11 protein-coding genes are annotated in these 13326 nt (G+C 61.0%); 8 read left to right on the top strand and 3 right to left on the bottom strand.

Features of this window, described 5'->3' with window-relative positions:
- Positions 1–55: 55 nt before the first annotated feature.
- The gene (locus Q4481_RS15475; protein WP_304377290.1) at positions 56–382 is read left to right on the top strand and encodes an alcohol dehydrogenase catalytic domain-containing protein; all 327 of its coding nucleotides are present in this window, start codon (positions 56–58) and stop codon (positions 380–382) included.
- Positions 333–1091, top strand: coding sequence for a zinc-binding dehydrogenase (locus tag Q4481_RS15470; RefSeq protein WP_304377289.1), 759 nt, complete (start codon positions 333–335; stop codon positions 1089–1091). Before Q4481_RS15475 ends, Q4481_RS15470 begins: the two co-directional genes overlap by 50 nt.
- Before the next feature lie 9 nt (positions 1092–1100).
- Here the strand turns inward: Q4481_RS15470 and Q4481_RS15465 are convergent, their stop codons facing one another.
- Positions 1101–2489, bottom strand: a complete 1389-nt coding sequence (locus tag Q4481_RS15465) for an amidase (protein ID WP_304377288.1) — start codon at positions 2487–2489, stop codon at positions 1101–1103.
- Between the two features lie 153 nt (positions 2490–2642).
- On the opposite strand from Q4481_RS15465, the gene Q4481_RS15460 reads away from it, so the two are divergent.
- The 5 genes from Q4481_RS15460 to iolB all read left to right on the top strand — a co-directional run bounded on the left by Q4481_RS15460 (position 2643) and on the right by iolB (position 9152).
- Positions 2643–3461, top strand: a complete 819-nt coding sequence (locus tag Q4481_RS15460; RefSeq protein ID WP_304377287.1) for a MurR/RpiR family transcriptional regulator — start codon at positions 2643–2645, stop codon at positions 3459–3461.
- Between the two features lie 133 nt (positions 3462–3594).
- Positions 3595–5529 carry a bifunctional 5-dehydro-2-deoxygluconokinase/5-dehydro-2-deoxyphosphogluconate aldolase gene (locus Q4481_RS15455; RefSeq protein WP_304377286.1) on the top strand — a complete coding sequence of 645 codons (1935 nt, stop codon included), beginning with the start codon at positions 3595–3597 and terminating at the stop codon, positions 5527–5529.
- Between the two features lie 56 nt (positions 5530–5585).
- Positions 5586–7409: a 3D-(3,5/4)-trihydroxycyclohexane-1,2-dione acylhydrolase (decyclizing) gene (iolD, locus tag Q4481_RS15450; RefSeq protein ID WP_304377285.1), complete on the top strand. Its 1824-nt coding sequence runs from the start codon at positions 5586–5588 to the stop codon at positions 7407–7409.
- Positions 7410–7411: 2 nt separating this feature from the next.
- On the top strand, positions 7412–8317 hold the full coding sequence (iolE, locus tag Q4481_RS15445) for a myo-inosose-2 dehydratase (RefSeq protein WP_304377371.1): 906 nt from the start codon (positions 7412–7414) through the stop codon (positions 8315–8317).
- A gap of 22 nt (positions 8318–8339) precedes the next feature.
- Positions 8340–9152, top strand: coding sequence for a 5-deoxy-glucuronate isomerase (gene iolB, locus Q4481_RS15440; RefSeq protein WP_304377284.1), 813 nt, complete (start codon positions 8340–8342; stop codon positions 9150–9152).
- A 15-nt stretch (positions 9153–9167) separates the two neighbouring features.
- Here iolB and Q4481_RS15435 read toward each other — a convergent pair whose 3' ends face one another.
- Positions 9168–9968 carry a LytR/AlgR family response regulator transcription factor gene (locus Q4481_RS15435; protein WP_304377283.1) on the bottom strand — a complete coding sequence of 267 codons (801 nt, stop codon included), beginning with the start codon at positions 9966–9968 and terminating at the stop codon, positions 9168–9170.
- On the bottom strand, positions 9965–11068 hold the full coding sequence (locus Q4481_RS15430) for a sensor histidine kinase (RefSeq protein ID WP_304377282.1): 1104 nt from the start codon (positions 11066–11068) through the stop codon (positions 9965–9967). The genes Q4481_RS15435 and Q4481_RS15430 overlap by 4 nt, the downstream gene beginning before the upstream one ends.
- A 216-nt stretch (positions 11069–11284) precedes the next feature.
- Between Q4481_RS15430 and Q4481_RS15425 the strand changes: the two genes are divergently transcribed.
- Positions 11285–13297, top strand: coding sequence for a calcium-binding protein (locus Q4481_RS15425; protein ID WP_304377281.1), 2013 nt, complete (start codon positions 11285–11287; stop codon positions 13295–13297).
- Positions 13298–13326: the final 29 nt, after the last annotated feature.

Below are 13326 nucleotides of genomic sequence, written 5' to 3'. Positions count from 1 at the left end.
GCCATCCCGCTCGATCGGTCAATCTGTTCATGATTGAACGTTTGGGAGGATGGAAATGACGACCGAAACCATGCGCGCGCTGGTGCAGCTTCATGATGGCTATTCCGGCCGTCAGGAAGGGCCGCAGATCGACCGGCTCGAACCCTATGTCATGATGCAGGAGATCGCGGTGCCAGAGCCGGGTCCCGGCAAGGTCCTTATCAAGGTGGCGATGGCCGCGATCAATCCGTCCGATCTGCATTTCATCAAGGGCGAGTATGGCCAGCCGCGGCGCAAGGGCGTGCCGGCCGGCTTCGAGGGCGTTGGTACAGTCGCCTCGGGCAACGGTGCCTATGCGGAAAGCCTTGTCGGCAAGCGGGGTCGCCTTCACGGTCGGTCTTGATGGTTCCGGCACCTGGGCGGACTATGCCGTGACCGATGCGGTGAACTGCATTCCGGTGCGGCCAGACATGCGCGATGAGGACGCCGCGGCCCATGTCGTCAATCCGCTGACAGCGATGGCGATGTTCGATCTCGTCGAACAGAGCGGAACCAAGAGTTTCGTGATGACGGCCGGTGCGTCGCAGGTTTCGAAACTGATGCTGTCGCTTGGTCGCGAAGCCGGGATCAAGCCGATCGTGACCGTTCGGCGGTCGGATGTGGCCGATCATCTCAAGGAACTGGGTGCGGCCTATGTTCTGGATGAGACATCGCCGGATTTCATGAAGGAATTTGCGGCGGTCTCGGCGCAGGAAAAACCACGCATGCTGATCGATGCGGTGGCAAACCAGATCTCCGCCGACCTGTTCTTCGCGATGCCGAACCGCACGCAATGGCTCGTCTATGGCAAGCTCGACATGAGCGCAGTTGATATGACGCGGATTGCGACGCTGGTCTTCACCGGCAAGACGATTACCGGCTTCTGGCTGGTCGAATGGTTCCGCACCACGCCGCCGGAGCGTCAGATGGCGGTGATCGCCAAGGTCCAGGAACGGTTCGTTTCCGGTCTCTGGACAACCGAAGTCAGCGATATCGTGCCGCTGGGCGAGGCGATGGCGGCGATGCCCGTGGCGCTCAACCGCCGGGCCGGCAAGGTGATGATCCGGCCCTGAGATGTCCGTTCATCCGAATGTCGGCCAGGGGCGCTGCGGTCCGCGCAGCGTCTCGTAGGCATGCGCCATGCGCAGGACGCCGAGATCATCGTAACGGCGCCCGATGATCTGCAGGCCGATCGGTAGCCCGTTGGCGGTATAGCCGCAATTGACCGAAACGGCCGGCTGGCCGGACATGTTCGCCGAGACCGTGAAGCCGATATGTTCGAAGGGACGTTCCGGATCATGGATCGGCGAGGCCAGTTCTGCCGGGAAGGCCGGCATTGGCGATACCGGTGACAGAATGAAGTCGAAAGGCGCGGTCGCCGCAAGTGCTGCATCGCGCATGGCTTCGATCTGCGAGAAGCCATGGAAGACGTCGGCGCCGGAAAGCGGCTGGCCGCCCTCCGCCCAGGCGAGAATATAGGGAAGAACGCGAGCCCGGCGTTCCGGTTCCAGCCTGGAAAGATCGGACCAGGAGCGGGTGCGCCAGAAGCGGTCGAGCCCGTCCAGCATCGTTCGGGTCAGGAACGGAGCGACCGGCTCGATGATGGCGCCCTCATCGGAAAACGCTTTCGCTGCAGCTTGGATTGCAGCGCGCACCTCCGGTTCCGGATCGGAACCGATACCGGCATCGAGCCAGAGGCCGATGCGTTTGCCGCGCAGCTCGGTTGAGAGATTTGTCCAGGCGAGCGACTGGTAAGGCAGGCTCAACGGATCGCGATCGTCTGGCAGCGACAGCACCGCCATCAGATGGGCGGTATCGGAGACGGTCCGGGTCATGGGACCCGCGACGCGGCCGATATAGGTCGGGTCGATCGGGATGCGGCCGAAGGAGGGTTTGAAGCCAACCAGACCGCACCAGCCCGCGGGTAACCGGATCGAGCCGCCGATGTCGGTTCCGATGTGAAGCGGGCCGTAGCCGGCGGCACCGGCCGCTGCGGCGCCGGCACTCGAACCGCCGGGATTGAGCGCTGTGTTCCAGGGGTTGCGGGCCAGAGCGTGGAAACTCGAAAGGCCGGAGGAGAGCATGCCGTAATCGGGCATGGTGGTCTTGGCAAAGATGATGGCACCGGCTTCCCGGCTGCGCGCTGCCGGCGGTGCATCGCGTTTCGCGGGAGTAAGGGCTGTGGCTGCCGTGCCGAGCGGCACGGGCACGCCTTCCGTCGCGATGTTCTCCTTGATCGTCATCGGGATCCCGTCAAGCGGTCCGACCGGTTCGCCGCGTTGCCAGCGCGCCTCCGATGCTGCGGCTTCCGCAAGGGCTCGTTCCGGCTCGAATGCCCATAGCGCATGAAGGTGCGGTTCACTTACTTCGATACGGGAAATCACATCCGCCATGACATCGCGCGGGGAAAGTGTGCCGGCGCTATAGGCTTCGAGCAATTCCGTTACGGAGCAATCTGCGGGTCTGGTCATGAGAGATCCTTTCATCGCGACGATCTTAGCGATTTTTGTCCGGGACGCTATCAGCCTTGCAGGGAGCTTCCTGTGTGCTGTGCAAATTCGCAGTGGAATGAAATTTCCATATTGCTAGAATTCACGGCAAATTCCGATGACAGGACCCTATCCATGAATGAGTCGAGCGCCCCCGCCACCATTCCGGCATTCGAAGAGCGATTGCTGGAACTTGCTGATCGCCTGCCCAAGCGTCTCAGGCAATGCGCGGAATTCGTGGCGGCGAATCAGGATCGGATCGCAGTATCGACGGTGGCCGAAATGGCCGAAGGTGCAGGGGTGCAGCCATCGGCCTTCATGCGCTTCTGCCAGATCATGGGCTTTACCGGCTTTTCGGAAATGCAGCGGCTGTTTCGCGATTCCTATGTCGGCGGCTGGCCGGATTATACGACCCGTCTCGACCATCTGCGGGAAAAGGGCGGTGAGACCGGTGGCGGCCTGCTTGCCGAATTCGTCGAGGCGGGTCGCGCCTCGCTTGAAGGCCTGCTCAAGACGGTGGATCTCCAGGTTCTCGATGAGGCTGTCGCGACCCTGTCGTTTGCGCGCGTGATCCATGTCATCGGCATGCGGCGTTCCTTTCCGGTTGCGAGCTATCTTTCCTATGCTTTCGAGAAGATGGGCGTTCCGGCCGTGTTGCATAGCGGGCTCGGTCGGCTCGACAATCAGAATGCGATTGTCGAGGGCGATGCGGTTCTTGCCGTCACCTTCTCGCCCTATGCGGTCGAAACCATGGATCTGGTCGAAAAGGCGATGGAACGTCAGATCCCGGCCGTTGTGTTGACCGACAGTACCGTCAACCCGCTGCGCAAGGCAGGCGCGCGCCTGCTGGCGGTTTCGGAAGTGGATTTCGGCGCCTTCCGCTCCCTCTCGGCAACGCTCTGTCTCGCCATCACGCTGGCCGTCGCCATCGGAACGCGGCGTCTTTCTGAATAAAATTATTGGAAAATGAAAAAATAGAATATATAGTCCATATTCAGAATGCGAGCGTCAGTAGCGGCTCTCGGATCGGAGACCTTGCAATGCGACCAAACGCTCCGCAAGGGTGGGGTGGAATATGGAGGAGCCAATGGCGCTCGGCGCAAAGTCACTTGACCTCATCACGATCGGGCGATCCTCTGTCGATCTCTACGGCGTGCAGGTGGGTGGCCGTCTCGAGGACATGGCGTCCTTCAACAAATATATCGGTGGATCGCCGACCAATATTGCTGCCGGTACGGCGCGTCTCGGCTTGAAATCGGCGCTGATTACCCGGGTCGGCGACGAGCATATGGGACGGTTCATCCGCGAGCAATTGCAGCGAGAAGGTGTCGATGTCCGCGGCGTCGTGACAGATCCGGAGCGGCTTACCGCACTGGTTCTGCTCGGCATTCGCGATGACAGGCAGTTTCCGCTGATCTTCTACCGCGAAAACTGCGCGGATATGGCGCTTTGCGAGGACGATATCGATCCTGACCTCATCGCTTCGGCTCGCTGCGTCTGTGCGACCGGAACGCATCTCTCTCATCCGCGAACCGAAGCCGCCGTTCTGAAAGCGCTTCGCCTGGCGCGCGAAACTGGCGCCCGGACGGCGCTCGATATCGACTATCGCCCCAATCTCTGGGGTCTTGCCGGCCATGATGCGGGAGAAAGCCGCTACATCGAATCCACCGCCGTGACGACAAAGCTGCAATCGACGCTATCGCTCTTCGATCTCATCGTCGGCACGGAAGAGGAATTCCATATTGCCGGTGGCACGACCGATACGGTGTCGGCCTTGCGGGCCGTGCGCGCGGTTTCCAAAGCCGTCCTCGTCTGCAAGCGTGGGCCTCTGGGCGCGGTGGTGTTCGAGGGCGAGATCCCAGACAGCCTGGACGATGGCACAACCGGCGAAGGTTTCCCGATCGAGGTTTTCAATGTTCTGGGGGCCGGCGACGGCTTCATGTCCGGGTTGCTCAAGGGCTGGCTGACCGACTGCGACTGGCCGGAAAGCCTGAAATATGCCAATGCTTGCGGCGCCTTTGCCGTATCGCGGCATGGCTGTACGCCGGCCTATCCCAGCTGGGAGGAGTTGCAATACTTTTTCCGCACCGGGATCCGGGATCGCGCCCTGCGCAAGGACCGGGATCTCGAACAGGTTCACTGGTCCACCAATCGAACCATCGACTGGTCCGCCATGCGCGTCTTTGCCTTCGATCATCGAATGCAGCTCGAGGCAATGGCGGAGGAGGCTGGCGCCGATCTCGACCGCATTGGTGCTTTCAAGGAACTTTGCCTCAAGGCGTCTCTTTCGGTATCCAAGGGGCGGCCGGGCTACGGGATCCTGTGTGACAACCGTCTCGGACGCCGGGCGCTTCAGGCAGCCAGCGGATCGGGTCTCTGGATCGGTCGTCCGGTCGAATGGCCGGGATCGCGGCCGCTGACGCTGGAGCCCGAACTCGGGCCTGATTTCGGCGGGCTCGGGGAATGGCCGCTCGAAAATGTCGTCAAGGTTCTCTGTTTCTACCATCCTGATGATCCTGAACCGCTGCGGCTGGAGCAGGAGGCGACGATCGTGCGGCTCTTTCATGCCGCAAGGCGCAACCGTCTGGAAATGCTGCTGGAAGTGATCCCGTCCAAGGTCGGTCCAACCGATGACGATACGGTTTCGCGCATCATCGATCGCTTTTACGCGATTGGTGTTTATCCCGACTGGTGGAAGCTCGAACCGATGAAGACGCTCGGCTCCTGGCGGAAGGCATCGGCAGCGGTTCGCCGCAATGATCCCTATTGCCGTGGTATCGTTGTGCTTGGTCTCGATGCGCCGGAGGATGAGCTCGCGGAAAGCTTCGCGCTTGCGGCACGCTTCGAACTGGTCAAGGGTTTTGCCGTCGGGCGTACCATCTTCGGGGAAACGGCCAGGCGCTGGCTGGCCGGTACAATCGATGATGCGGCAGCGGTGGAAGAAATGGCGAGGCGCTACGAGAATCTCTGTGCGATCTGGAACCGCGTGCGGGGACTGACCGAAGAGGCAGTCAACAGCTGAGACGTCGGCAAGCGGCAGCGCAAAGCGCTTTGTCCGCTGCCGGGAGGAGGAATGAAGTGAAGACGATCCGTTTGACCGCCGCGCAGGCCATGGTGCGTTATCTCGCGAACCAGATGAATGAAGATGGCGAGACGTTCATTGCCGGCGTCTGGGCGATTTTCGGCCATGGCAATGTCGCGGGCATTGGCGAAGCGCTTTACGGCGTGCGCGACCAGCTGCCGACCTGGCGCGGACAGAATGAACAGTCGATGGCGCATGCAGCCATCGCTTATGCCAAGCAGCGCCGCCGCCGCCGCGCCATGGCCGTTACCTCCTCCATCGGTCCGGGCGCATTGAACATGGTCACGGCGGCGGCGCTTGCCCATGTGAACCGGTTGCCGGTGCTTCTGATTCCCGGCGATGTGTTTGCCGATCGCGGTCCCGACCCGGTCCTGCAGCAGATCGAGGATTTCGGCGACGGCACCGTCTCGGCAAATGACTGCTTCAAGCCCGTCAGCCGCTATTTCGATCGCATCATGCGGCCCGAACAGTTGCTGACAGCCTTGCCGCGTGCTTTCCGGACCATGACCGATCCGGCCGATTGCGGACCGGTGACACTGGCCTTCTGTCAGGATGTTCAGGCCGAGGCCTTTGATTTTCCCGAAAGCTTCTTCGCACCCAAGGTCTGGCGAATCCGGCGCCCCGAGCCCGATCAGGCGGAATTCGCGGCGGCGCTGGCGGCACTACGCGCAGCCAAAGCCCCCGTCATCGTTGCCGGCGGCGGCGTTCACTTCTCAGGAGCGACGGAGACCCTGCGTTATTTTGCCGAGAGGCACCGGATTCCGGTGGTCGAGACACAGGCTGGAAAATCCGCTCTGTCGTGGGAGCACGGGTTGAATTTCGGCCCAGTCGGCGTCACGGGTGCGGAAAGCGCAAACGCCGTCTCCGAGAAGGCCGATCTGGTCATCGGGGTCGGTACGCGCTTTCAGGATTTCACGACCGGGTCCTGGGCGCTGTTCAAGAATCCCGACCGGCGCATTCTGGCCATCAATGTTCAAGCCTATGACGGCGCCAAACATGACGCGATCCCTCTGGTGGCGGATGCGAAGATCGCGCTTGAGCGTCTGTCGGACGCCCTGGGTGACCATGCGTTTACCGCACCTGATCCGGCTTTGCGTCAGCAGTGGTTTGCGAGGGCGGATGCCGTAACCGCTGCGCCACAGGATACCAACAGCCTGCCGACCGACATGCAGGTGATCGGCGCCGTTCAGCGTGCCTCGCGTGACAATACCGTCGTCATGTGCGCGGCAGGAACCATGCCCGGTGAGCTGCATCAGCTGTGGAAGGCGAAACTGCCTCTCTCCTACCATATGGAATATGGTTTTTCCTGCATGGGTTACGAGATCGCCGGCGGCCTCGGCATCAAGATGGCGGAACCCGACCGCGATGTGATCGTGATGGTGGGGGACGGCTCCTACATGATGATGAATTCGGAACTGGCAACGGCGGTCGCCATGGGCGTCAAGATCACCGTCGTCATCACCGACAATCGCGGCTACGGCTGCATCAATCGGCTGCAGATGGGGACCGGCGGCGCCGAGTTTAACAATCTCTATGCGCATACCAACCAGGCCAATCCGGTTGCGATCGATTTTGCTGCCCATGCTGCTGCCATGGGAGCCAAGGCAAGCAAGGTTGCCTCAGTCGCCGAACTTGAACGGGCACTGGATGCGGCACGGGAAGCGACCGAGCCGACGGTTATCGTCATCGATACCGATCCCTATCCGACGCCGGATGCCGGCGGTTACTGGTGGGATGTCGCCGTGCCCGAGGTTTCCGAGCGCGCCGAAGTTCGCGATGCGCGCAGCCGTTATGAATCCGCTCTCAAGGAAAGACGTTGACCATGATCCTCTACGGAACCAACCCCATCGCCTGGTCGAATGACGATGATCGCACGCTCGGTGCCCATATCAGCCTCGCACAATGCTTGGATGAAACGGCGCGGATCGGGTTCGACGGGATCGAAAAGGGTCACAAGCTCCCGACCGATGCGGCGGGCCTCAAGGCCGTGCTCGAACCGCGCGGCTTGCGTTTTGTCTCCGGCTGGCATTCGCTCAATCTGCTCGTCAATTCGATCGAGGACGAAAAAAAGGCGATGCAGCCGTTTCTCGATCTTCTGAAGGCGATGGGCTGCAAGGTCATCATCGTCTGTGAAACGTCGAACGCCATCCACGGCAATGATGATGTGGCGCTCGCCGACCGTCCGGTTCTCTCCGATAGCGAATGGGCTTCCTTCGGGGCTGGCGTCGAGGAGTTGGCCGCCTTTTCCGCAAGTCAGGGCATCAGCCTCGTCTATCATCATCACATGGGAACCGTGGTCGAAACGGAAGCAGAGATCGACAAGCTGATGGAGCATACCGGTCCGCACGCGAAGCTTCTGCTCGACACCGGTCATTGCTATTTCGGTGGCGGCAATCCGGAGGCCGTTGCGAAGAAGTACATGCACCGGGTTGGCCATATCCATGCGAAGAATGTGCGTCCGGTCATTGCCGATCAGGTCCGGAGCGAGAAACTGTCCTTCCTCGAAGGCGTTCGGCGAGGCGTGTTCACTGTACCGGGTGACAGCGAAGGCGGTGTCGATTTTGCACCGGTGCTCGCGGTCGCTGCCGAACATGGCTACGAAGGCTGGCTGGTGATCGAGGCCGAACAGGATCCCGACAAGCGCAATCCGTTGGAGTATCAGAGCCTGGGATTGCGCTCGCTCAAGGCAATGGCGAAAGCCGCCGGTCTCGACAAGACAAGTGGCTGACCGGAACGGCAGGGAGATGACCATGACAGGCAAACTTCTGCGCAAACCGACCGGGGGCAGCGGCAAGGTGCATGACATCACGCCGGAAAATGCCGGATGGGGCTATGTCGGTTTCGGGCTCTATCGCCTGAAACCCGGTGAGACGGCCAGTGAAGCGACAGGTTCCACCGAAATCATTCTGGTGCTTGTCGAAGGCAGGGCGGAGATTTCCGCCGACGGTCGCCATTTCGGCGAACTTGGCGAGCGCATGAACGTGTTTGAAAAAACGCCACCGCATTGCGTCTATGTGCCGGCCGGCAGCACATGGTCTGCCGTTGCGACCAGCGAATGCACGCTGGCCGTCTGCAGCGCACCTGCATTGCCGGGTCGTGAAGCGCAAAGGATTGGTCCCGAAGGGATCACCCTCGCAGATCGCGGCAAGGGCGCCAATCTCCGCCATGTCCATGCCATTGCCATGGAGGATCGCGATGTGGCGGACAGTCTGCTGGTGACGGAGGTGTTCACGCCGCAAGGCAACTGGTCGTCCTACCCGCCGCACCGGCATGACGAGGACAATTTCCCCGAGATGACCTATCTCGAGGAAACCTATTATCATCGCCTCAATCCGGCACAGGGTTTCGGCTTCCAACGCGTCTTCACCGAGGATGGAACGCTGGATGAGACGATGGCGGTCAGCGATGGCGATGTGGTGCTGGTGCCAAAGGGTCACCATCCCTGCGGTTCGCCCTATGGCTATGAAATGTATTATCTCAACGTCATGGCCGGGCCCTTGCGCAAATGGCGCTTCCAGAACCATCCCGATCATGACTGGATCTTCCAGCGCGACAAGGGGTGAGAGTTGACGGTTCTCTCAGGGCCGGCCGGTAGATGCGAGGTCGAGCGCGGCCTTGACGCCTGCCGCATAGGTGCGCCCGACCTTGAGGTCCGTTCCATCCATCAGCCTCAACGACCAGCTGCCGTGGCGATCCTGCAGGATCTGACTGACGGCATCGCGTCGCACCAGGCTGCTGCGATGGATGCGAATGAAGCCATGCGGCGCAAGCCGTGCCTCCATGGTCGATAGATTGTCGGAAACGAGGTGCGACTGGCCGCCACAGAACAGCCGCACATAATCGCGTTCGGCCAGCAGGTAATCAACCGTCTCGATGCCGATGCGATGCTGGATGCCGCGGTTCTTGACCCAGAGCGTGCGCGACGGCGCCTGGCTCTGGCCGAGCGACTGCCTGAGATTTGCGATCGTCGACAGGAGTTCGGCGACCTGGTCCTGCCGATTGCGGGCGAGGATGGCCAGACGTGCCCGTTCGATTGCATGCGCCAGACGGGTGGGGTCGACCGGTTTCGTGACATAGTCGATCGCCTCGGTCTCGAAGGCACGCAAGGCATGCTGGTCGAAGGCGGTGATGAAGACCACGGCAGGCGACATAGAACCGAGCCGGTCGATGACCTCGAAGCCGTCGCCGCCCGGCATCTGGATATCCAGCAGCATCAGGTCGGGCTCGAGCCTGTTGGCCTCGGCTACGGCGGAAGCCACATCGACGGCTTCGCCGACAACTTCCACGTCTCTCAGTGCGCGCAAAAGACGGATGATGCGCCGGCGGGCAATCTGCTCGTCGTCAATCACGAGAACCTTAAGAGGAATGTTCGTCGTCATGTGCGAAACGGCATCCTGATCTTGACCCGCACACGCCCTGGCCCCGACCCTTTGCCAACGATGCACTGCGCCGAACTGCCGAAGCGGGTTTCGAGGCGCTTGCGAACATTGGCGAGGCCGAGACCCATTCCGGCCTTTTCATCGTGGTCTTCGCCGGGTACCGAATTCTCGATCCAGACCACGAGCGTTTCGGAGTCTGCCTGTGCGGCTCCGATGATCAGAACCGCCGGGCCCGGCGTGCGCGCAATCCCGTGCTTGATGGCATTTTCGACCAATGGCTGCAGGATCAGGCTCGGGACCAGTGCATCGCCAACATTATCCGCCATTTCCATCTCCACCGTCATTCGATCCGAAAAGCGGGTTTCCTCGATCTTAAGATAGGCGAGTTGCAGATCCACTTCGTCCGCCAGACGCGTGTCGCTCATCGGGTCGAGGGCAAGCGTGCGACGCAGGAAACCGGCGAGCCCGAGCACCATGTCGCGGGCGGGCATCATCTGGCCTTCCTCGACCAGACCGGCGATCGAGTTGAGCGTGTTGAACAGGAAATGCGGATTGACCTGATATTGCAGCGCCCGCATCTGCGCATGCAAGGCTTCCTCGCGCAAAGCCGCAAGCCGTCGTTCGCTCTCCCGCACCTGCGCATTGTACTGGAGTGCCAGATAGAGGCAGGACCATCCGAACAGTTCCGATGTGGTGAAGATGACCACCTGGGCGAAATATTCCGGATTGAACGGCGCGGGTTCCGGCCAGACAAAGAAGATATGCAGCCCCCAGTCGATCAGGCCCGAAATCGGGGCTGCCGCCAATGACAGCACACAGGCAACAATCGCCTTCATACCCAGCGGCCGGTTGCGGAGACGCCAAAGGACGAGGGTGATGATGGCGGCCAAGGCCGCATCGCCGACGATGGCAACCAGCTTGCCGGGAGCGGTCCCTACCGGGTCGAAACCGGCCAGCCCCCAGACGATGCTCGAAACGATGAAGAGCGCCAGCGCGAAGGATGCCGCAAGGATTACCACCTCACGACTGAACGCGGAGCCGGAGAACGGGATCGCGTTGGCAACAGGATGCGTGTCTGTAAAGAGGTGCTTCGTGGTCATGGTCGAATAATCGCTATCCCGCCGGTTGCTGTCGAGCGGCGTTGGTCGGCTTTTTCCGGTCGTTGGTCGAAAAATACGGCCGTTCATCCGCACCTCACCGCCATTCGACGGAAGCAGCTTGCTTGGGTGCCCGGCTCGGGGAAACGTCCGCCCAATCCCGGCGGGGGCGTCAGTCGGCACCCCGACATGTCCAAGAATGTTCAGGAGGCCCGACCCATGGCGACCCTATATGGAACCACAGCAAATAACAGCGTCATCGGCAGCACAAGCTCCGATGTGATCTATGGTTATGCGGAGGGGACCTTCCCGGAAAACGAGTTTGGCAATGACTATCTGCGTGGCGGTGCCGGTAACGATCGGCTCTATGGCGGCGGCGGCAATGATACGCTGGTGGGAGACGAGGGGAGCGATACCCTTTACGGTCACGACGGCGATGACCTGCTGTTGGGTGGCGAGGGCAACGACCAGTTCGATGGCGGTGCCGGCAATGACACGTTCGTCATCACCGACAGCAAGTATGACGGGTTCGACGGCGGCCTCGGCACCGATACGATCAGGCTGGATGACCATATCGCTTATCAGTATCTCGCGTTGCCGCTGACGAAAGCTGTCGAAACGCTGGATCTCAACGGGTTCATTCTTTCAGGATCAGCCTATGGCGATGAATTCGATCTCTCGGGCCTCGTGACATTCAACTATGCGGGAACCGTGATCGATCTTGGCGAAGGCAATGACGAATTCATTGGCTTTGCCGGAGCGGATCATGTCCGCGGCGGCAATGGAAACGACACGCTTGCGGGCGGCGGCGGCAACGATGTCCTGTCCGGTGGCAACGGTTCGGACAGTTTCGATGGCGGGGCCGGCAAGGACCTTTTTCTGATCGATGACGATAACTCCGATACGTTTCTTGGCGGCGACGGGTTCGATCGGGTGCGCCTTGAAGGTGCGAGCGTTCGTTATCGCCTGATCCTCGATGCGGCTGCCGGTGTCGAGCGTCTGGAGCAGGCCGGTTTCGCACTGAACGGGACCAGTTCGGGCGACATATTCGATTTCTCCGGATTGAGCGCGCTGGTTCTCAGTGGTCCGACGATCGATCTCGGTATCGGCAACGACACCTACACGGGTTTTACAGGCAGCGACAAGGTCAACGGCGGCGGCGGCAGTGACACACTTCGCGTCGGCGATGGCAACGATACGCTGATCGGCGGCTCGGGCAGCGACCAGCTCTATGGTGAAGCCGGAAACGACCTGTTTGTCATCGGCGATAGTGCCGATGACAGCTACTGGGGTGGTAGCGGCAGCGACACGATCCGGCTTGGCGAGGCTGCCGTCCGGTCGACCTTCTCGCTCGATACCGATGCCAGCATTGAAAAGCTGGACCTGTCGTCCTTTCGCCTTTCCGGTTCAAGCCTGTCTGACCGGTTCGATCTCAGCGGCATTTCGGTTCTGGATGGCAAGAACCGGCTGATCGATCTCAACGGCGGCAATGATGTGTTCCTTGGTTATGCCGGAGCAGACAAGGTGTTCGGCGATAGTGGCAACGACACGTTGACAACCGGAAACGGTGACGACGTGATTGACGGCGGGACGGGTGCTGACCGGATGAATGGCGGCAAGGGCAACGATATCTATACGGTTGATGACGGCCTGGATCGCGTGATCGAGCTCGGTGGTGCCGGCAATGATACGATCCGCAGTTGGACCACCTATACCTTGGCATCCAATGTCGAAACGATGATCCTGCTCGGGAACGATGGCATCAATGGCAAGGGCAATGGTCTGGCAAATGTGATTTCCGGAAATGCCGGTGCGAACGGTCTCGCCGGTGCCGGTGGCAACGACACAATTTCGGGGCTGGACGGCAATGACCGGCTGGCAGGCGAAATGGGTGCCGACAAGCTTTCAGGAGGGCGCGGCAACGATCTCTTCCTGTTCAAGACAGTTGCTGACAGCACTGTCAGTGCCTTGGGTCGGGACACGATCCTCGATTTCGGCGGCGCCGACCGGATCGACCTCAGTACGATCGATGCGAACAGTGGACAGGGCGGAAACCGCGCCTTCACCTTCATCGGCACAAGGGACTTCTCAGGCGCAGCCGGGCAATTGCGTTTCGAGGCCAAGGGGGCCGACCTGCTCGTTTATGGTGATGTCGATGGCGACGGTTCGGCCGATTTTGCGATCCAACTCAACGGCGTCGAGAGCCTGGTGAGATCGGATTTCATTCTCTGAACGGGCCACGAGTATGGGGGTGAGCGCAC

Origin of the sequence: Fluviirhizobium alvei, assembly GCF_030551875.1 — a bacterium.
Taxonomy (GTDB): domain Bacteria; phylum Pseudomonadota; class Alphaproteobacteria; order Rhizobiales; family Rhizobiaceae; genus Rhizobium_E; species Rhizobium_E alvei.
This window is presented reverse-complemented; position numbering and strand designations above follow the sequence as displayed.

What these genes read in the sequence shown, in the direction of transcription:
- Q4481_RS15475 (WP_304377290.1), top strand. Translation starts at nt 56, where the DNA reads ATGACGACCGAAACCATGCGCGCGCTGGTGCAGCTTCATGATGGCTAT.
- Q4481_RS15470 (WP_304377289.1), top strand. Translation starts at nt 333, where the DNA reads ATGCGGAAAGCCTTGTCGGCAAGCGGGGTCGCCTTCACGGTCGGTCTT.
- Q4481_RS15465 (WP_304377288.1), bottom strand. Translation starts at nt 2,489, where the DNA reads ATGACCAGACCCGCAGATTGCTCCGTAACGGAATTGCTCGAAGCCTAT.
- Q4481_RS15460 (WP_304377287.1), top strand. Translation starts at nt 2,643, where the DNA reads ATGAATGAGTCGAGCGCCCCCGCCACCATTCCGGCATTCGAAGAGCGA.
- Q4481_RS15455 (WP_304377286.1), top strand. Translation starts at nt 3,595, where the DNA reads ATGGCGCTCGGCGCAAAGTCACTTGACCTCATCACGATCGGGCGATCC.
- iolE (WP_304377371.1), top strand. Translation starts at nt 7,412, where the DNA reads ATGATCCTCTACGGAACCAACCCCATCGCCTGGTCGAATGACGATGAT.
- iolB (WP_304377284.1), top strand. Translation starts at nt 8,340, where the DNA reads ATGACAGGCAAACTTCTGCGCAAACCGACCGGGGGCAGCGGCAAGGTG.
- Q4481_RS15435 (WP_304377283.1), bottom strand. Translation starts at nt 9,968, where the DNA reads ATGACGACGAACATTCCTCTTAAGGTTCTCGTGATTGACGACGAGCAG.
- Q4481_RS15430 (WP_304377282.1), bottom strand. Translation starts at nt 11,068, where the DNA reads ATGACCACGAAGCACCTCTTTACAGACACGCATCCTGTTGCCAACGCG.
- Q4481_RS15425 (WP_304377281.1), top strand. Translation starts at nt 11,285, where the DNA reads ATGGCGACCCTATATGGAACCACAGCAAATAACAGCGTCATCGGCAGC.